Origin of the sequence: Candidatus Methanoperedens nitratireducens, assembly GCF_900196725.1 — an archaeon.
GTDB classification, from domain to species: domain Archaea; phylum Halobacteriota; class Methanosarcinia; order Methanosarcinales; family Methanoperedenaceae; genus Methanoperedens; species Methanoperedens nitroreducens_A.
Genome location: NZ_FZMP01000058.1, coordinates 1 through 18,024 on the forward strand (window position 1 = coordinate 1; position 18,024 = coordinate 18,024).

An 18,024-nucleotide genomic window follows, 5' to 3' on the forward strand; every position below is an offset into this window, starting at 1 on the left:
AAACCCTGAATCTCAGGTTATAAAACATCAGCCGGAATTACATCTTATGGAGAAATGTACCGCCTGTCACTGGCAATGCACAGAGAATAGAAGGTGCAAGTCAAAACATCTTCCAAAGGGAGATATTAACCCCGAACTGCTTGAGGGCGTGGACTTCAGCTTACCTGACCAGTACGCGGGTATTTGAGGTTAATTTTCTTTTCCATCAAAACAAAACTACAAAAGCTAAGCTATATATTGCTTTACATCGTACGTAAAGCCATGCTTTTATATCCGGTAAAACAATTGAGTATCATAACGGCGGGCTAAAAATGAGTGTAGAACCAACAGCACCTTCTATTATCCTTGTTTTCATAGCAGGCTTAGTGACGATACTCAAGCCGTGCTGCCTCCCTCTTGTCCCGGCTGTGATGTCAGGCTCGGCAGGAGGCAGGCTCAGACCTGTGGCTATTGTGTCCGGCATGACGCTCAGTTTTACAGTGATGGGCACGCTTGTGTCGGGTTTTGGCGCTGCTTTCGGGAGTTTTGCTGATACCCTGCGCAGTTTGTCCATCCTGTTCATAATTGGAATGGGCGCTGTGCTCTTTGATGACGATATAAATGCAGAGTTTATCAAGATATCAAGCTCCATAACACAGGGACTGAGGAACAACGTCGGCTTTTTAGACCGTTCCTCATCAAATACGACCGAGCACGGGCTCTTTGGGGGATTTTTCCTCGGCATGTCCCTGGGCATCGTCTGGATTCCGTGCGTGGGTCCGATACTTGGCGCTGTGCTCGCATACGTCGCCTCGGTGGGCAATATGGGCTACGGCGCATGGATGCTGTTCGTTTATTCCGTAGGTATGAGCCTCCCCATGCTCTCTATAGCCTATTATGGCAGGAAGGTCACGAACAGGTACAAATGGTTCATGAGGAACGGGGAGATGCTTAAAAAACTCGCAGGACTTGTACTTATACTGGTCGGGATTATGCTGCTCTTCGGGATAGATAAGCTTATGATAAGGGTGTTCTCCAAATACTTCCCGACGACGTTTTATGGGATATGAACAGCTTTATTTAGCGACCCTGGTGAGCAACTTCCTGTACATCTCCTCAAATGCCCCCGGGCACGTATTGCATCAGAAGAAATGCTGTCCTGTATAGAAGGTATGCGCTGCCTATCGCCGGATACCCTGGATACGATAGCAGCGTCAGGATCTGAGGTCACATACAGTTCCTTTACCTCTTCCAGTCCCGCAAGTTCTTCTGCCAGCCTGTCTACCCGGCTCTTCACCGTAGGCACGCCTGTCAGGCAGCTCTTTGCGATATCCTGGAACGATTTCCTGCTGTTGTCTAATCGCCTTTGGAATCTCCTTTGGATTTTGTTTTTACCGCCATTATCAGGATTATACCGACAGCAAAGAGTATTATGCCCACCCAGGCGAAGTTGATGGCTGGCTTTATTTGCATGGTCAGGGGTATAAACCCGCTGCTCATACCCTGGAAAATGACATACACATCGGTTCCGGTTATGCTGCTCTCCACCATGGGGAAAGTCCCGCTTCCGCCTTTGCCTTCAAGGTATTCGGCAGTTCCGCTCCCGATTTTCTTGTTATTCTGATAGACCTCAAGCTGTACGCTCTGTACCCTGTATTTGTCGGATGAAGTAGATTCACCCTCGGTCACATCAGTGGCGCTGAGTATAGGCTGCTGGAAACCAGCCATTACCGTACCTGTCACGGTCAACGGGGTATCCCTGGGTAAAGTGGATTCGGTGTAATTCCCCGGGATTACAACCCGTATACTGCCTGAATTATCTACCAGTTCAACGAGAGTGCCGTGTCCCTCAAGGGATCTTAGATTGGTGACTTTTCCGCTTATTTTTACAGAATTGTTCTCATAAGATGAAGGGTCGGCAAGTACCTCCGATATGCGGATTCCGGAATTACTATCACTATTCCCGGTCAGGCTGCGGGTCGAATAGTCAAGGATTTTTACACTATAGCCATTGCTGATATCAAGCATCTGTCCTTTTGCCTCAAGCGGTATGTTGATCCCCTCTATCTTATTGTCAAGGGTAGAGCTTACGATAGCACCGAATAATGTTAAAATGACCGCGATATGCACCATCGTTATCCCGATACCCTTTATCCTGACCCTCTGGTTTGCGGCTTGCAGGTATCCGCGAAGGTAGCTGATAATAGAATAGGTTGCGTATAAAAGAGACGGGAAGATAGAGAGAACCGAGATGTTGCCTATCAGTTTATAAATCGCCGGTTCCCTGACCCAGAAGGGGCTGCTGTGGTTGAGAACATAGAAATTTTCAGTCCTTGGCAGCATGAATATTACTGAGAGCGCAGCCACGATGAAAAGGGTTTGCTTCTGTTGTTCCTTATTGGATTCTTTATAATTCAAACAGAAACCGAGAGCAAGCAGCAGCACTATCGTAAAAGGATAGCTCCATACATTGAAGAAATTCTTGGTATCGGAGGCTACGTTCACTTTCAAGCCCTGTGTCAACTGGATGAACACCGGATAGGTGATGCCCCAGAAAGATACGAAAGCCAGTATCACGAATAACAGCAGTGTAACAAAGAATAGATTTGTCTTGCTCCAGAAGCCCGGGTCTTCTTCAGGCGTCTGGGGCTCTTCAAAATACCGCCGCATTCCCAGGGCAACCGACACAAGCGTGGTGACCAGGAGCGACATGATAAGCAGGGTACCCGTGGAGGCTTCGCCGAACGCATGCACCGAGTTGAAAAGACCGCTTCTGACAACGATTGCTGCGTAAACGACCAGAATAAAGGACACTGCTGCAAGAATGGGTGCTGCTATCGAGAAGGTTCTTTTATTCTTCCTGTGAAGGGCTGTCGCATGGAGATAGCCTGTGAGAGTGAGCCAGGGGATGAACGATGCTGTTTCAACCGGATCCCATGCCCAGAAACCGCCCCAGCCCAGTACCATGTATGCCCAGACGCCTCCGACAGCGATTCCCATGCCGAGGAAAAGCCAGGTGAAACGCGCCCACTGTCTTGACAGTTCCTCCCAACCGTCCTCTTTTGTGATCAGATAAACGATCGCTGCAGCAAATGGTATTGTCATGGCGGCATAGCCGATGAACATGAGAGGCGGATGTACAATCATCCAGAAGTTCACAAGCAGTGTGTTCAGACCGCTGCCGTCAGCCGGCACGTAGCCCAGGAGGTCGGGTCTTCCCTCATAGATGGTCTTAAAGGGTGTCTGTATCAGGGTGAGCACTGTGAAGTATATACCAATGATCACGGTTATTATCTGGGTCCTTCTTGCCAGCGGTGATATGTGCTTTGTAGTAAGCGCAAGCCAAGCCGATGAGAGGAATATCACAAGCACCCATAGCAGGTACGTGCCCGGCTGCCCTGCCCATGCGCCTGATATTTTATATATGAGCGGCAGATCAAGGCTTGAGTACTGCCATACATATTCGTAGGTATAATCGCCTATCACGAAATAGTAAGTTATGAGCACATATGCAAAAGCGAGTAGCCCTGCTGACACCAGGATCATTGGTGAGACTAATCTTGACAGAAGGTTGTTGTTTTTCAGTTCTTTCAATAAAAGTCCTGCAAGCGCAACAGCACTTGCCACGATGCTGGCATATAGTAACGCATTTCCTAAGTTAACCATGTTATTCGCTCCTTACCTGGTCCCTTACCCGGGTCGCTATGGGCAGGAAATAGTCTGCATCCACGGCGCCAGCAATCCTTTCAACTACATTACCACTTTCATCAAGGAAGAGAACATAAGGTGGATAGCTCACGCCGTATTTCCTTGCAACATCCCTGTCAATATCAAGGTCCATTGCTACAAGAACATAATCATTTTCAAGTACCTTTTTTACCTCAGGATTCCCGAGCGTATCGGACTGGAATTTTGCGCAGTACTGGCACCATATAGCCCAGAAATAAATTGCAATGGGCTTGTTCTCCTGCTGAGCTATCTCAAATGATGTGGTCAGGTTTCGTGACCATGTAATACCGCCAAGATAACTGGAGTTTTGGTCGCTCAGCCTGAAATCCGAAAGTGAAATATTATAAGTGCCATAGGCAACTGATATGAGCATTACCAGTACGATTATTGTTAATAATTTCTTAGTTCTCATAAGTTAATTCCTGATTGATTTGATTTGAATATAAGCCTTTATAATTCATGTTTTATGTTCCTGATTTTTAATCGACTCCATACGTATATACTTTACGAAATGTGTAAACTAAATCATATTATCGGCAGCGTAAGAATTTTCACTCCTATGAACAAGTAAATAACCGCGGTAGCGCCTACTGCTATCATGCTCTGCTGAAACTCCTTCTCACCGTTCGATAGTCTCTTACTGATAAGGTATCCTGCCCACAGTGTAAAGATAAAACCGAGAGACAGCAATATTATCTGCATGTGGTTTATGGTATCGAAATTTATTGCGAATTCCCAGACTTTCCCGAAAAATTTCCCTATGGTTTCCGTGATATAGAACAAACCCTTCAGCAGCCTGAATGTATTCTCGGCTAAATAGACGGAAAGGCTGAGTGGAATGAACGCGTAAGAGAGGTCAGTAAACTTCTGCTTCGTATTTTTACCTGAGAAAGATGCTCTGGTAGAAAGATACATGATGCCGGCTGCGCCCAGCGTTAGCAGGGCAAATATGGTAATTGCCCACATGTTCCTGTAATAGTTCAGGAAGAAGTTCATGTTCGTTAATATATCAAATGGAGCGGTCGATTTTACAAAATTGATGATCACGTTCCTGAATTGCAACCGCTCCATACCGAGGACGAATAAGAAGATGATGATTATCCCGTGCACTAAGTAGGCTTCATCAAGATGCGTCCTTTTCGATCTCACGAGATCTGCGCCGGGGAGGCGGGGACTTATGCGGATGTTATCTTTTGAGCAGGATTTAACACATTCCATGCACATGATGCAGTAATTGTTGCGCTCCATCGTTTGCGGGAACTCACCCACAGGACAGGGTTTGCCTGCCTCGGTGCCAACAACACATTCTTTTATATTATGTTCCTGGCAGGTCTTCTTTGATTTGCAGCGAAGTTCAATGGCGGAGAGCATGGAGAAAACCCCGAGCATAAGCCCGATAGGACAGATATACCTGCAAAAGCTACGCTTCTCGTAAATAGCGCCCATAACCACAGCAAGTCCTGTGAAGAACAGGAGCAGGAGAGCTGTATTCGGCGGGTTCCTTGTGAACATGAAGAGATGGCGCTCAGCCGCGAAGATGAACAGGAAGAGTATCACTGCGACCCAGAGGTTCCTGTACTTCTCAGGATATTTCTTTTTCAGGCTGAAAACGGACTGGGTCCAGTCGCCCACTGCGCCTATCGGGCATGCGAAGCACCACAGCCTGCCGATAAGGATAATGGTAAAAGCAAGAAGGGGATGCCAGATATCCCATATCATTGTGGTCGCAAAAGGTATCCCGCCCGGGAAACGCAGGTCAGGTTCGCTTGAGAGACCGAAATAGATTATAATAAGAAGGACCGTGAAGAAAATTATATTGACAATTGGTTTAAATAATCTGTTCTTGACAAGGTCACTGAAAAAATATACATCGAGCAGGTCGGTTTTTTCGTTATTTCCGTTATTTTCCTTATCGTATTTACTCATGCATCCTCAAACATAAACCGGGAAATAGGGCAGCAGCACTTTCTTCAGGTATTTATCTATCCCGAAAATCATCATAAGCCCTACCAGTATCAGGACCAGGCCTGAGAGCTTTTTAAGGAAAGCACCTTTTTTCACAAACCAGCTTACATGACCTGATATACTCTTTCCCGAGTACGCTATTATAAGCATCGGGATGCTTACACCAAGCGAATATACCAAAAGAAGGACCGTACCGTGTAAAAGGTCGCCCGTACTTGCCGAGCTTTCAGCCACAAATGCAAAGACAGCACCGAGAATAGGACCGACGCAGGGAATCCAGAGTATGCCAAGAGACATGCCCAGCATTAAACCGCCAAGGAGCCCTTCTTTCGGGGCTTTTGATTGCAGGCTCCCGAGAAATGATGCATTCTGGCGTCCGAAGTTCATAATGGAACTTGTGATATTCGTGTATGCCCGGTTAATGTCTTCATCGAACAGGACGGCGCCCATGCCCATGATAAACAGTATCGAGAACCAGCGCAGGTATTCGGAAAAAAAAGTGAACGAAGCGACAGCAGAAATAAGCACTCCCATCAGCGTGAAGGTGAAAGACATGCCCGTGACTATGGCAACAGGACGTAGCCTGCTGCCCACGGAGCCTGAGAGCACGGCAGGCAGCACAGGGAGAACGCACGGCGTTATCACTGTTGCCATGCCTGCTATGAAGACCCATATTACTGATGGTGCTGTCGGCATCTATGTTCTGGCTATTGTGTCTATATTATCGGATTCTTTTTGAACCGTTGTTAAATCCCCTGTCATTTTTATTACCAGAACTTTACCAGTTGTTTGCGGTGTGTACTTATCAAGCTCAGCCGGTATGGATTTGTTATCCGTTACGTTAAACGCTTTAACAAGTTCTACCTTGCCGTTAACCGGGGTCATGCTCGTGTAGCTGATATCCGAGAAATTGCCGGACTCTGTAATTACCTGCGCATATGCTACATTCTTATAATCCACAGCGTCAAGCAGAGGTTTATAGGTCTGGTATGATGTCTGCATGCTCTTCGGGTTGCTCATCAGTTTCAGGACGTTGTCCACGTTCTGGCTGTGTCCGTAGACAAGGGGTCTAGTATATACGGTATTCTTCATCCCCTGCTCCACGCGTGCCTTTATTGTCGTATCCTTTGTAGTATCATATCCCAGGTCATGCATTTCGATCCACGATGACGTACTGAAATCCGTGCTATACATGCCTATTATCTTCTTACCGTAGAAAGAATCGGGCTGCACTAAGTTCCCTGCTAACATATTTTCCAGTTCTGTCCCTGCAGCTATTTTGGTATTGATGAAATACGCCCTGTTAGCTCCGGCAGGCGTAAGGTTCAGACCATCCGCAAGCGAGTTAAAATTGCCGGGGAGGCTGTATCCTGACAGGTCAACCTTTACCGGTGTTGCCGGCGTTGAGGCCGTCCCGGTTAAGCCTGAGTCCCTGGGCTTAAGGACGGGTATATAATCATCCCTTACAGGATCCGTGTTTGTTGGCATCGAATCAGGATATTTTCCTTGATATTCCCTGTCTATGAGTTCCCTGGCTTCCTTAAGCGTCTTTCCAGCCGCAAGATAATCCTGGGTCTTGCTTGCAAGTGCAAGGCATGTATCGCAATTACTGCCGTGATCATCATATTGCCAGTTATCGTTTATGAAACAGTCTCTCAGGAAGCGATGTGCTTTTCCATCCGAGGCTGCACTGCCGTGACCGCCGCATCCGCAGTAGCAGGGTATCTGCTCAAGCATTTCGGGGTGCTTGGTGGCGTATGTATAGGCTTTCAGGGTCATAGCATCCTTATAAGCGAAACTCGGGAGTTTTAATTGGTTTGTTGTCGCTGGATCTTGTGAAGAGCCGCCACCGGATAACAAAATATAACCTCCGGCAAGCATTATTACGGCTACCACCCCGATGATTAATGTACTGTTCCCTCTCTTTTTCGAGACTTTTTTGCTCTTTTCTTTTACGTTCGTTGCTTTCTTCTCAGGCTTCATTATTATGCCTCTTTATATTTTGCGATCTTATTTACTATATCAAGAAATACTTCTGTCTCTGTATATCCTGGTATTCTTTTTATCTCGGTGCCATTTGAGTCAAGAAATATCTCCGCAGGAGTACCGCGTACCTTGAAGTCCCTGGTTTCATTCTTTTGCCTGTACACATCTATTGAAACCAATATGAAGTTTTCGTTTAATGTTTTGATAACACTCTGGTTAGTGAAGGTTTCCTCTTCGAATTTCTTGCACCATCCGCAGTATTCCGACCTGAAATAAACGAATACCGGCTTGCCCTGTGAGCTTGCCTCCAGAAGTGCAGGCTGGAGGTCGGCATGAAAGTTCAACCCCTGTAAAGTAATTTTGCCGGCACCCGGGTCGTCCGGTTGCATGTACAGATAACCCGAAGTAAGCCCAATAAGGGCAAGTAATACGAATATCCATTTTTTCATATACATTTACTTTACGATAGGTGTAAAGTAATATAAGGATTGTGGTTTAAGTTAAATGGCTATACCTGTAATTATTTCACAAGTTCTTTCAGGATATTGTGCCTGACATTCTCAGGCTTTGGCACTTCTTTCGTGAGATTGCTTATCTCTTCTTCGCGTTTTTTTGTCGCGGGAGATTTGCTTTTCTCATGACAGGTGCTGCACCTGTATCCGATGATGGCAAGCCTGGATGAATAGACAGGGTGCCTGTTCTTGATCGTGAGGGCGGTCCCGCAATCCATGCATTTATTCTGATCGGTGTTTGTCATTTCTCTTTACCTCTGCAACTTTTAACAGGAAGCCTCTCTCGCACGGTCCTGATAACTCGCCCACTACGTTCACAACAGTGAACTTATCACCCCGCCTGAGCCCCGCCGGACGGCATATTTTATAATTCTCGCAGTTTATGAGATTGCATTCTACAGGCTCGTACACTATTTTTGAGCCTTTTATCGCCTTCCTGGATTCGATGCCCATCACTATAGGGGTTTCTACTACTTCCACTGCGAAGACCCCGGAGTCATGTATGAAACACTCAAGTTTTCCCCCGTTGCGAATGGCGATTATCCTGTACTTGCTCCCGACATTCAGCCCTAGGCACGTTTTATTAAGTTTGCATACCTCGCAGTCTTTCGCAGCTCCCTTAAAGATGAACTCGTTCCCGGTTTTTGCCAGTTTTGTTCCTATCAACGTTATTATTGTATCCGATTCTTCCATATGATTCACCTGATTTTATTTATAATCGTCAAATCACTTTTGTAATCCTTGCGACTTTTTCTGCAGCTTCGCGTGTCAATCCTGCCCCGAGTATGGTATATCTCTCAGGACGGATTTCATGCGCATGAAGGAGCGCCTTGATAATATATTCTTCCTTTATTCCCAGTTCGGCAGCGCAAGTAGGCGCACCGATGGTTTCAAGAGCTGTACGGATTTCCTGCCAGTCGCCGCCGTGCAGGTACATCATCATTATCGTACCGACACCGCATTGCTCACCGTGCAGCGCCGGCTCAGGCGCAAGCTCATCCAGCGCGTGGCTGAACTTGTGCTCCGAGCCACTGGCAGGACGCGAGGAGCCTGCAATGCTCATAGCCACCCCGCTTGCCACGAGAGCCTTCATCACGGTCCACGCCGATTCCTCGATCCCGGCTTTTATTGCACCGGCTGATTCGATCAGTATTTTTGCTGTCATTTTTGAGATTATCGACGCATATTCGCTGAAAGGTTCGTCGCGCAGCCTGTGCGCCAGTTCCCAGTCCCGCACTGCGGTATAGTTGGAGATTATGTCACCGCACCCGGCAGCCAGTAACCGGTAAGGCGCGGCGGCTATGATGCCGGTATCGGCTATGACGGCTATGGGGGTTTGCGCTGTCTCTGATACTGTTTTATTGTCCCTGCGTATAGAGGCGCGCGAGGAAACGATACCGTCGTGCGATGCCGCAGTCGGTATGCTTACGAAAGGAATATCAAGATGAGTGGATGCAAGCTTGGCTATATCTATGGATTTCCCACCTCCCACCCCCAGCAGGAAACTGGCTTTTGTCCCTGCTGCCCTGTCTTTGACTTCCTTGATCTCATCCAGGGTGGGATTTTTTATAATGATGGTATCCACATTAAAACCGCAATCCTCAAGGCAAACTTCTACAGTTTTTCCGGCAGCCTTCAGGGTGGTCTCGCCGGTAACTATGAGGGCATTTCCATTAAGCTTAAGGTCTTTACATACCTTACCAGTGTCATTAATAACACCATGACCAACTACAACATTCCTGGGAAGCTGCATCCACTTGTTTTTATGGCTATCTATACTATCTTTCATAAGGTCTCGACATGAGTATTATAGATACACTATGGCAGTATATATATAAGTATTACATTAGCGGCATAATCAATGATACGTCCTATAATCCTGTAGACACGGTCACTTATGCTATACTACTGGGTCTTAGCATTTTCGGTATCCTGAGGCTGCTGGAGAAGCTCAAAGTGGAGATCGATGCGCGGTTCATCGTCGCGATAACGCCGTACGTCCTTGCCGGTTCGTCCCTGCGTGTGATTGAGGATTCAGGAGTGTTCGCTCCCCCGCTCCGGTATATTTTTATAACCCCTATCATCTATTTTTTTATATTCTTTGTCACTATAACCCTGTTAGTGATTGCGATTTCCCTTCAGAGGAGAGGATTCGTAAAAGACTATCATCCGTTCTTCGGATATGCCGGGGTGGCGTGGACTTTAATCAACATGGCTGTGCTGCTGGCTGTAGGGACTATAAAGAACCCTGCCCCCGCGGCTGCAATACTGACGCTGGGAGTAATTTCGACGGGTATCGTCTACGCTGCATCCAGGATGATCAAATTTACGCTTCTTACAGACAAACTGAATATATCCATCCTGTTCACCCATTTGCTTGATGCGTCTTCCACTTTTGTCGGGATCGACTGGCTCGGGTATTATGAAAAACATGTGGTCCCGACATTTTTCATCGATACATTAGGGAATTATACAGACCACCCCTCGTTCGTGATGTACCCCCTGAAGCTGATTGTGTTCATTCCCGTGCTTTACATGCTTGATTACAAGTTCGATGCAGAGAAAGAAAAGAAACTTATAAATCTGATGAAGTTAGCCATACTTGTGCTGGGGCTTTCGCCTGCAACACGGAACACTCTCCGGCTCTTGATGGGGGTATAAAGTGCAAAAGGACTCTGAGTATATAAAATCTTTAAGGAAATACATTCTGGCTGCTGCGGGTATTTTCTTCTTCATGTTAATGATCGGCGTACTGGTATCGGAACTGAACCCCGCCTCGTCCGGGTATCTGCTTGAGATGATGAGAGAAGCATTTAGCAGGATTACGTCGCTTGATCCGTTCGGGCGGATGATTGAAATATTCAAGAATAATGTACGCAATAGCCTGCTGGCTCTTGTTCTGGGCGCCGGGCTTGGCATTATCCCGTTTATTGTTGCAGCAGCCAACGGGCTTGTCCTTGGCATGCTGACGGATTTCGTCTCAAGGCAGCAGGGGGCGCTTTTCGTTCTTGCCGCGATAATACCCCACGGTATTATCGAAGTACCGATGGTGCTGATAAGCGTGGGAATCGGGTTCAGGCTGGGGCATGTGGTGTACATGCTCTTAAGTGGTGCGAGAACTGATATAAAACAGGAAATGATACAGGGCGTCTGGTTTTATGTGAGATGGGTAGTTCCCCTGCTCTTTGTAGCTGCGTTCATCGAATCTTACGTGACGCCGTTAATCGCCATGCGGTTTGCGGGCCTTTAACAGGAAAGTACATGAATTATTCAGTACATTTGTATATTCTTTATGGATTCACACTAAAGAAGATGGCATATGGAAGATAAGCTGCTCAGGCATGGAAGCATAATATTCTTTGCTACTATTATTTCATTCTTGTTTGCGTATGTTTTCCAGTTCTATATGGCAAGGAAACTCGGACCGGAAAGCTACGGTATACTGGGCTCCATGCTCTCTCTTCTCTACGTTTTCTCGGTGCCTGCCAGCGTGGTCACGACAACACTGGCTCAGGTCGTATCTGAGCAGAAAGGAAAAGAGGGATATGGAAAAATAAAATCGATCCTTTTAATATCTGCTAAGAAGCTGATGTACATTGGTATAATTATTTTTATTGTATTGATAGCAATAAGTCCTTTTCTCAAGAATGTATTAAATCTTCCTTCTGAGGTTCCCGTAATCGTACTGGGGTTTTCTCTTATATTTATTACAATACTTCCTTCTCCGAGAGGGGTACTTCAGGGAATGCAGGAATTCGGCAGCCTTGGGTTTAACATAGCAATGGATAAACCATCACTTTTACTATTCGGCGTCCTTTTTACGTATCTTGGCATGGGGATTGACGGCGCAATATTATCTTACGGCATTGCAGCTTTAGTGCTCCTGATAATTGCTTTTTTGTCCCTGAGAGTCATATTCGAGAAAGAAAGTGAACGGGTCAATCTCTCGGTCTACAAATATGCTTCTCCCGTACTTGTACTGATACTCTGCATAACGGTCATGAGCAGTATTGATATTCTTTTTGTCCGGAAATATTTCTCAGGGGAGGTATCAGGATACTTTACAGCAATGAAAATGCTTGGGGAAGTTATTTATTTCTTAGCCCTCGCCCTTGGAGGAGTGCTTCTTCCAAAGGTGAGCGAACTTGAAACGCTCAAGGTAGCGCACGGGTTCTTGCTGCGAAAGACTTTGATTTATTTTGGTATCCTTCTTGCTGCGATCCTCTCTGCTTATGCTTTTGCGCCGGAACTCATTATAACGATTCTCTTCGGGAAGGTTTATTCTTCAGTTGCCGGTTATCTTGTCTGGTATGCTCTTTCAATGGGTCTGCTTTCTCTTTCAATTGTTTTCATGTTCTACAATGTTTCTGCGAAAAGGACCGCGTTCAGGTATCCTCTGGTCGTTTTCACGCTTCTGGAAATAGTCCTGCTGATGGTATTCCATGGTTCCATAGGCCAGATAATAGGGATACAGACAGCTGTTTTCTTTATTCTTCTTGTGAGCGTGATAACCATTAACAGGAGGTATATGAGTATGCCCAAAATGGTTAAAATATAATTGTTTTTTCTTTGTATTTTTCGAATGTCAGAAATGTCAAACGCTTTCTTTAGACTTTTCTAAGGGCTTATACCTGAAAAAGTATAAGTAACACCCTGTAATAAAACGAGAGCATGTATAAAAAAGAGGAACATTATAAGCCTTTTAAAAGGCTTAACCGCTTGCTAAAGGGTTTGAGCTGTAATGCTCCCTTTTTCCGTCTTTGAAAAGATAAGAAAGAATAAAAAATAATAACGGGTGAGCCAGATGCAAGTAAAAAATGATAAGTTTCCAGTGGAAAAATGTATGGCTAAAAAAAGTTGTGAAGGCTGCCATGATTGTGAAGGAAGAAAATGGGAAGCCTTCCAGGCCTTACTGAGCAGGCTGTGATATACGACTATTTCGCCTCTGTGAACCACGACCTTTCCCTTCGCAATATCTCCTTTTCCTCCTCAGGATTGGTCGGCACAATGATTTTCTTTATGTCTGTTTTAAAAATGTAAGCCGGGTGATAATCATCGTATAAAGGTTCAAACCATATACCATCGTCATCACAGTCCTTGATGTACCCTAAGTAGTTCGAGCCGGTTAAAGTCTGCACCTTAACGAGATTATATTCAGGCATCCTCTTATAATGTTCTAAAAGTGAGGGATTATTTATCATTTCCTCAATAATCCTTGACATTTTTTCCTCGACCGTTTAATAAACAGAAAATTTTTTCTGTGCCCTTTAATTCTTTATCCTTATTTATTTTATGTCCTAAAATAAAACTTTCTATTCCAGCTATGCAGGTAAGATATTTTCAAGCCCTATACGGATCGAGTGTGTCCTGCGCTTCCGTTGCAGCTTGCTGCCGTAAAGACTGCTGTAGGAAGGAATAATAAGTACAAGGTAAATAAAACCGGTTTATGTTCGTAAAAAAATTACAGGATTGTGAGAAATTCATAGCAGGAGATGATTCGCTCCTTCGCGAGCTTTTGCATCCGGACAAAACAGACCTGGCTATCAGGTATAGTCTGGCACATGCTGTAGTAAAGCCCGGGCAGACATCAAAACCCCATACGCTAAAAACTTCCGAAGTGTATTACATCCTTGAAGGGGAAGGTATAATGCATATAAACATGGAATCTGAAAAAGTCACACCGGGCAATGTAATCTACATTCCGCCGAACTCAATACAGTACATCCGGAATACAGGAAGCTCCGAGTTAAAATTCCTGTGCATCGTAGACCCCGCCTGGCGGCATGAGGATGAAGAGGTATTGTAAGTTTGCGGTTCTGTCAAGTTGTCGGTTGTTAATATTATAATATTAAATATATGGCATGGGAGTAGGTAAGCTTGATAACAGGCTGCTGATACTTCTCAATCTTGGGAAAGTACTTGGCGACAGAGAACTGCACAGCATTAAGGGCATATCCGCAGAGGCTGAAGGAGCTACAGTTTCATAAAGTTCCATCTGTATTTTTCCAGTTTTTTAAAAAAGATAAGAAAGAAGGTCGAATTTACCTTCTTCTTACAAATGTCGCAATAAACAGCGCTCCGACCGCAAAGAGCAGTTCAAAGGCTGGAGCCTTTGTTGTCGTTGCAGGTGCTGTTGTTGTTGCTGCTGATGTTGTTGTTGCTGCCGCCGGACCCATTGCTGAAAGCGCCCAGTTGGCGCGTGCTGTCTTATCAGCGCCCTTATCCTGATGGCACCTGTATGTACACGAGTTTGGCATTACATCTGCTCCGTATTTTATGGAGTTTTCAGGGCTGAGGGATTTAAAGTTATGCGTTGTAAGTGCGCCTCTGAGTTTGCTGTTCACGTTTATTACGTCAGGCATGTGGCAATCGGTGCATGTTATTGCTGCTTTCTTTGCTGCATCTGTATAGCTGTGGTTATGGTATTCGCTTACGCTTCCATGGCAAGACTTGCAGAGACTCTCCTTTGGCATCTTAAGCCCGGAGCCACTCCATGCAGAGTAGCCTGTCACTTTTCCGCCGTCAAAGATAGCGACGCTCCTGTCAGCGAATTCCGGGGATAATCCTGATACCGGATATACGGTCACAGTACCGGCATCGTGCGGGCTGTGGCATGATACGCATGTCGTGCCTGCAGTGTAATGCTTGCTGGTCTTGACATCAAGGTATTGCTCACGGTGCCGCTTTGTCGTCTTATCAGGGAAGAACGATGCATTGCTGGTGTAAGGTTCAGGGTCGTATTTCAAAGTCTCAGGTTTCCCAAGGACATATCCTACAGGGAAGTTGTACTTGCCTCCCACCTGCGTTGCCCTGATATGGCAGTAGCCGCAGCCTTCGGATGACTCGTCTATCACGATATCTGATTTATTCTTGGATGTTACATGTTTACCGCCAGGACCATGACATGCTTCACAACCGATATTCAATTCCTTGAATGTCTGGGTCTGTGTGTCGTATCCAGTCGTATGGCAGCCTGCGCACTGTACAAGCCAGTTCCTGATGCTTTTATCATTCGCATAATGCTGCTTTATAGGGTCCCATTCGTATTTGGTTACATTGTAATTATTTCCGTCTTTCTTGATTCACACTGACAGCCACGATGGCTTTATTAGTTATTTTAGCCTATTACTGGTGCAGATTATTTTCTTTTACAAAATATAAAATTTATAAATAAAATAACCTTGGGGAATCCAATGCCCGATATAATAGATAGGATAGAAAAAATACTTGCTAATCTGAGTAGAATCGGTGGGGTGGAGGCGTGTATTGTTGCAAGTCGTGATGGGCTGCATATCTGCAGTGTTCTGCAAAAAGAACAGTTTGCAGAATCCATCGCTGCAATGTCCGCTACAATGCTCGGGGCAGCAGAGACAACTGCCATTGGATTGGGGTTAATCCTTCTTGGACTTGAAAAAGCAGCAGAAGAGCTTAAAGAACTATTAATATGATAGCAATAAGTTTAAAACTTTCAGTCACTATATATAGCGACCAGATAAGTATTTATTTTTAGACTTCACTCTTAATTGATAGGATAAGAGACGGTACCGAAAAATGAACAGAAGTTCTTCTCCGAAAAGTGACACCATAATCAAAATATTTTTTAAGTTAATTTTTTTTGTGAGCATTTCACTAATTATTTTACCTGTAAGCTGGGCTGAAGAAGAGAAGCATGAGCAAGAGGCAGACTGGAAATATGCAAAGGATGTTAATGAGCAGGATATCACATGGGTCAGTACCCTCAATCAAACCATGAAATGGGGAGATAGAGTCAATATAAAAGATTGGGCACTGGGAAACTTTACTGTTGAACTGACAGACCTTATGAAAGATGCAACGAACAGTAGAATAATCGGCACTCTTATGACAGTAACAGGCGAAAATAAAAGAAGCCAGGTTACAATGGGCAGCGATGAATCGCAGACCGTAGCCTTCGAAGCCCCGCTTTACGATGATGAAATGAAAATAAGCGCAAGTATCGACGGAGAAAGAACGTGGAGCAGGGAACTTTTCGAACCCAATATATCAGTTCAGGTTTATCTGAGAGGGAAGCCGGATATTAATATCTCTTACAGTATCTATAATGAAGACCCCGCAAGTAACACCAACCTCAATACTACTGACACCTTGGAATCCAATAAATTTTTTTATATACAGGTCTCTATCGAGAATAAAGGCAATGCAACTCTTAAGGATGCTCTATTGGATGTGAATCTTACCAATTTTACGACTCAAGAGCAGACAGCTGTTCAGAGAGAGGGTGTGAGCTTTAAATATACAGGTAGCTCCGTAATATATGATTTAAACGATTTAAAAGTTGGCGATAAAAGGGTATTGAATCTCAGCGTAATATCGCCTGTATCGCCAGTTAATAAAACCTTCATTATACCGATGAAATTGACAGGTAGCGATAATAAAAATGTCCATTATACCTTTCGAATAGAGAAACAATTAATCATTAAACCATTTATCGATGTTAAAAAACAGGTAGCGCTTTATGTTAATTACTCGGGCGCGGATGTCCTCTATGTTAATGAATTATTCAGAACCCTCCTGACTATGAAAAATAATGGAAATCAGGATGTTATGATCAATTTGACAGATTCGGTGCCCGATTCTTTTGCATATCAAACAAAAGAGAATGAAAGCTTGAACTGGTCTGTTATTATTCCGCCTAAATCATCCCGGACAATATCATACTCGATTAAGCCAATAAAATATATAGAAACTGTATTAATTCCAAAAGCAACTGCAAAATTTGAATTAGAGGGGAAGATATACAGCGTGGAATCAAATGACATTGAAGTAAAAATAAAAGGTTCAGATGTATCGCTTACAAAAGATGTAAAGATCAATCAGCAGGATAATGGAATTATAAATGCAACAGTAATAGTGGGTGCCAGGAATCTGGGAGACCAGCGCGTCTCTCTTAAAATAATGGATATTCTTCCTGATAATGCGAGTTTGACCAACGGAACTACTTCCCAGGAAAATATATTTCTTGAGAAAAACGAGCTGTTTAGTTACAGCTATGAAATTTCTATCCCGTCAGGAGAGGAGATAATCCTGCCAGCAGCAAAAGGCTACTATATAGATTTTAGAACATATCTTGAAAAAGATAATAGTAATAAGGAGGATATCTGGCGTAAAATAGAATCGAATCAGCCTGTTATAGGACCAAGGCAACCCACGCCTGCTATAGCGCCGGAAAACGTAGATCCGAAACAAAAGAATATTTCCCTTTCCAACGATGAAAATATCACCCTGCCCGCTCTTGCTGAAAAAGAGGAAAGGAAGACAAAACTTGGAATTATAAAAAATTTTATACTCATGTTTATCGGGTCGATTACGGGTAAACAGGGGATAGAGGAATCTCAAGCTGCATCCCTGATGGAAATCCAGCCTGTTATTAAACGAATAGAAGAAACGCACTCTTCTTTCACATGGACTGTTGGCTGGGAGAGGCAAGAAGATGTCAATGCCAGTAGCGGAACCTGGAAGGTGTCAGGAACACCGGGTTCAAAGGTGGCAGTTTCCTTTACCGGAACAGGTGTGGCGCTTCTTTACTCCGCAGGACAGGACGGAGGCACAGCAAGCATTGAAGTTGATGGGAAGGCATATCCTGATATCGACATGTACTCATCGATTCCTTACAGTAAAATCAACATGACAATAGCCAGTGGTCTGGAGAATACTCAGCACACTTTATCGATCACTGTTTCAGGTAAAAAGAACCCGGCGGCATCCAGTTCTCTTATAGTTGTCGACGCCGTGGAAGTTACCCGGTCATAAAACTGGCACATGGTATCCTACTCCTTAAGTTTATCCCTAACTTCGCCACCTGCGGCTAATTGAT

The 18,024-nt window shown here is 44.8% G+C and carries 21 protein-coding genes; 9 read left to right on the forward strand and 12 right to left on the reverse strand.

The features are described 5' to 3' along the window. Together MNV_RS19360 and MNV_RS05005 are read left to right on the forward strand one after the other, a co-directional pair. A partial coding sequence (locus tag MNV_RS19360; RefSeq protein WP_218837906.1) for a hypothetical protein occupies positions 1 to 187 on the forward strand: 187 nt, incomplete at its 5' end. A 124-nt stretch (positions 188 to 311) separates the two neighbouring features. Continuing rightward, positions 312 to 1,049, forward strand: a complete 738-nt coding sequence (locus MNV_RS05005) for a cytochrome c biogenesis CcdA family protein (RefSeq protein ID WP_096204272.1) — start codon at positions 312 to 314, stop codon at positions 1,047 to 1,049. On the opposite strand, the gene MNV_RS05010 is transcribed toward MNV_RS05005, so the two are convergent. The 10 genes from MNV_RS05010 to MNV_RS05055 all read right to left on the reverse strand — a co-directional run bounded on the left by MNV_RS05010 (position 1,037) and on the right by MNV_RS05055 (position 9,960). Then, positions 1,037 to 1,276, reverse strand: a complete 240-nt coding sequence (locus MNV_RS05010) for a hypothetical protein (RefSeq protein ID WP_096204273.1) — start codon at positions 1,274 to 1,276, stop codon at positions 1,037 to 1,039. The two genes, MNV_RS05005 and MNV_RS05010, sit on opposite strands and share 13 nt — an antisense overlap. 59 nt (positions 1,277 to 1,335) lie before the next feature. Further along, complete coding sequence (gene ccsA, locus MNV_RS21455) at positions 1,336 to 3,645, reverse strand: cytochrome c biogenesis protein CcsA (RefSeq protein ID WP_096204274.1); 2,310 nt, start codon at positions 3,643 to 3,645, stop codon at positions 1,336 to 1,338. A gap of 1 nt (position 3,646) precedes the next feature. Continuing rightward, complete coding sequence (locus tag MNV_RS05020; RefSeq protein ID WP_096204275.1) at positions 3,647 to 4,120, reverse strand: thioredoxin family protein; 474 nt, start codon at positions 4,118 to 4,120, stop codon at positions 3,647 to 3,649. Between the two features lie 113 nt (positions 4,121 to 4,233). Then, on the reverse strand, positions 4,234 to 5,634 hold the full coding sequence (locus tag MNV_RS05025; RefSeq protein WP_096204276.1) for a 4Fe-4S binding protein: 1,401 nt from the start codon (positions 5,632 to 5,634) through the stop codon (positions 4,234 to 4,236). Between the two features lie 6 nt (positions 5,635 to 5,640). Next, positions 5,641 to 6,369 carry a cytochrome c biogenesis CcdA family protein gene (locus MNV_RS05030; RefSeq protein ID WP_096204277.1) on the reverse strand — a complete coding sequence of 243 codons (729 nt, stop codon included), beginning with the start codon at positions 6,367 to 6,369 and terminating at the stop codon, positions 5,641 to 5,643. After that, positions 6,370 to 7,656, reverse strand: a complete 1,287-nt coding sequence (locus tag MNV_RS05035; protein WP_096204278.1) for a PCYCGC motif-containing (lipo)protein — start codon at positions 7,654 to 7,656, stop codon at positions 6,370 to 6,372. Between the two features lie 2 nt (positions 7,657 to 7,658). Beyond that, positions 7,659 to 8,114: a thioredoxin family protein gene (locus tag MNV_RS05040; protein WP_096204279.1), complete on the reverse strand. Its 456-nt coding sequence runs from the start codon at positions 8,112 to 8,114 to the stop codon at positions 7,659 to 7,661. Between the two features lie 65 nt (positions 8,115 to 8,179). Then, positions 8,180 to 8,416 (reverse strand): recombinase zinc beta ribbon domain-containing protein, encoded by a 237-nt coding sequence (locus MNV_RS05045; RefSeq protein ID WP_096204280.1) that lies wholly within the window; start codon positions 8,414 to 8,416, stop codon positions 8,180 to 8,182. Further along, entirely contained in the window at positions 8,394 to 8,864 is a 471-nt protein-coding gene (locus MNV_RS05050) for a UPF0179 family protein (RefSeq protein WP_096204281.1), read from the reverse strand. The genes MNV_RS05045 and MNV_RS05050 overlap by 23 nt, the downstream gene beginning before the upstream one ends. A 28-nt stretch (positions 8,865 to 8,892) precedes the next feature. After that, positions 8,893 to 9,960 carry an NAD(P)-dependent glycerol-1-phosphate dehydrogenase gene (locus MNV_RS05055; RefSeq protein ID WP_096204282.1) on the reverse strand — a complete coding sequence of 356 codons (1,068 nt, stop codon included), beginning with the start codon at positions 9,958 to 9,960 and terminating at the stop codon, positions 8,893 to 8,895. 11 nt (positions 9,961 to 9,971) lie between these two features. Between MNV_RS05055 and MNV_RS05060 the strand changes: the two genes are divergently transcribed. The 3 genes from MNV_RS05060 (at position 9,972) to MNV_RS05070 (ending at position 12,729) form a co-directional block, all read left to right on the forward strand. Further along, positions 9,972 to 10,832 (forward strand): DUF63 family protein, encoded by an 861-nt coding sequence (locus tag MNV_RS05060; protein WP_096204283.1) that lies wholly within the window; start codon positions 9,972 to 9,974, stop codon positions 10,830 to 10,832. Between the two features lies 1 nt (position 10,833). After that, the gene (locus MNV_RS05065; RefSeq protein WP_096204284.1) at positions 10,834 to 11,421 is read left to right on the forward strand and encodes a stage II sporulation protein M; all 588 of its coding nucleotides are present in this window, start codon (positions 10,834 to 10,836) and stop codon (positions 11,419 to 11,421) included. 69 nt (positions 11,422 to 11,490) lie between these two features. After that, positions 11,491 to 12,729, forward strand: a complete 1,239-nt coding sequence (locus MNV_RS05070; RefSeq protein ID WP_096204285.1) for an oligosaccharide flippase family protein — start codon at positions 11,491 to 11,493, stop codon at positions 12,727 to 12,729. Between the two features lie 376 nt (positions 12,730 to 13,105). On the opposite strand, the gene MNV_RS05075 is transcribed toward MNV_RS05070, so the two are convergent. After that, on the reverse strand, positions 13,106 to 13,393 hold the full coding sequence (locus MNV_RS05075; RefSeq protein WP_096204286.1) for a hypothetical protein: 288 nt from the start codon (positions 13,391 to 13,393) through the stop codon (positions 13,106 to 13,108). Positions 13,394 to 13,617: 224 nt separating this feature from the next. Here MNV_RS05075 and MNV_RS05080 point away from each other — a divergent pair, with 224 nt between their 5' ends. Both MNV_RS05080 and MNV_RS20505 read left to right on the forward strand, forming a co-directional pair. Next, on the forward strand, positions 13,618 to 13,977 hold the full coding sequence (locus MNV_RS05080; RefSeq protein WP_096204287.1) for a cupin domain-containing protein: 360 nt from the start codon (positions 13,618 to 13,620) through the stop codon (positions 13,975 to 13,977). 55 nt (positions 13,978 to 14,032) lie between these two features. After that, positions 14,033 to 14,158 (forward strand): hypothetical protein, encoded by a 126-nt coding sequence (locus tag MNV_RS20505; RefSeq protein WP_256999952.1) that lies wholly within the window; start codon positions 14,033 to 14,035, stop codon positions 14,156 to 14,158. A 54-nt stretch (positions 14,159 to 14,212) separates the two neighbouring features. Here the strand turns inward: MNV_RS20505 and MNV_RS05085 are convergent, their stop codons facing one another. After that, positions 14,213 to 15,253, reverse strand: coding sequence for a multiheme c-type cytochrome (locus tag MNV_RS05085; RefSeq protein WP_096204288.1), 1,041 nt, complete (start codon positions 15,251 to 15,253; stop codon positions 14,213 to 14,215). Positions 15,254 to 15,364: 111 nt separating this feature from the next. On the opposite strand from MNV_RS05085, the gene MNV_RS05090 reads away from it, so the two are divergent. Both MNV_RS05090 and MNV_RS05095 read left to right on the forward strand, forming a co-directional pair. Further along, positions 15,365 to 15,619 carry a roadblock/LC7 domain-containing protein gene (locus tag MNV_RS05090; protein ID WP_096204289.1) on the forward strand — a complete coding sequence of 85 codons (255 nt, stop codon included), beginning with the start codon at positions 15,365 to 15,367 and terminating at the stop codon, positions 15,617 to 15,619. A 169-nt stretch (positions 15,620 to 15,788) separates the two neighbouring features. Beyond that, a complete protein-coding gene (locus MNV_RS05095; RefSeq protein ID WP_143311642.1) occupies positions 15,789 to 17,960 on the forward strand; it encodes a hypothetical protein in 2,172 nt (723 codons plus the stop codon). The last annotated feature ends 64 nt before the right edge of the window (positions 17,961 to 18,024 follow it).

Bases quoted from the DNA above. Each gene is read 5' to 3' on its own strand.
- MNV_RS05005 (WP_096204272.1), top strand. From the start codon at position 312: ATGAGTGTAGAACCAACAGCACCTTCTATTATCCTTGTTTTCATAGCA.
- ccsA (WP_096204274.1), bottom strand. From the start codon at position 3,645: ATGGTTAACTTAGGAAATGCGTTACTATATGCCAGCATCGTGGCAAGT.
- MNV_RS05020 (WP_096204275.1), bottom strand. From the start codon at position 4,120: ATGAGAACTAAGAAATTATTAACAATAATCGTACTGGTAATGCTCATA.
- MNV_RS05025 (WP_096204276.1), bottom strand. From the start codon at position 5,634: ATGAGTAAATACGATAAGGAAAATAACGGAAATAACGAAAAAACCGAC.
- MNV_RS05030 (WP_096204277.1), bottom strand. From the start codon at position 6,369: ATGCCGACAGCACCATCAGTAATATGGGTCTTCATAGCAGGCATGGCA.
- MNV_RS05035 (WP_096204278.1), bottom strand. From the start codon at position 7,656: ATGAAGCCTGAGAAGAAAGCAACGAACGTAAAAGAAAAGAGCAAAAAA.
- MNV_RS05040 (WP_096204279.1), bottom strand. From the start codon at position 8,114: ATGTATATGAAAAAATGGATATTCGTATTACTTGCCCTTATTGGGCTT.
- MNV_RS05045 (WP_096204280.1), bottom strand. From the start codon at position 8,416: ATGACAAACACCGATCAGAATAAATGCATGGATTGCGGGACCGCCCTC.
- MNV_RS05050 (WP_096204281.1), bottom strand. From the start codon at position 8,864: ATGGAAGAATCGGATACAATAATAACGTTGATAGGAACAAAACTGGCA.
- MNV_RS05055 (WP_096204282.1), bottom strand. From the start codon at position 9,960: ATGAAAGATAGTATAGATAGCCATAAAAACAAGTGGATGCAGCTTCCC.
- MNV_RS05060 (WP_096204283.1), top strand. From the start codon at position 9,972: ATGAGTATTATAGATACACTATGGCAGTATATATATAAGTATTACATT.
- MNV_RS05070 (WP_096204285.1), top strand. From the start codon at position 11,491: ATGGAAGATAAGCTGCTCAGGCATGGAAGCATAATATTCTTTGCTACT.
- MNV_RS05075 (WP_096204286.1), bottom strand. From the start codon at position 13,393: ATGTCAAGGATTATTGAGGAAATGATAAATAATCCCTCACTTTTAGAA.
- MNV_RS05080 (WP_096204287.1), top strand. From the start codon at position 13,618: ATGTTCGTAAAAAAATTACAGGATTGTGAGAAATTCATAGCAGGAGAT.
- MNV_RS20505 (WP_256999952.1), top strand. From the start codon at position 14,033: ATGGGAGTAGGTAAGCTTGATAACAGGCTGCTGATACTTCTCAATCTT.
- MNV_RS05090 (WP_096204289.1), top strand. From the start codon at position 15,365: ATGCCCGATATAATAGATAGGATAGAAAAAATACTTGCTAATCTGAGT.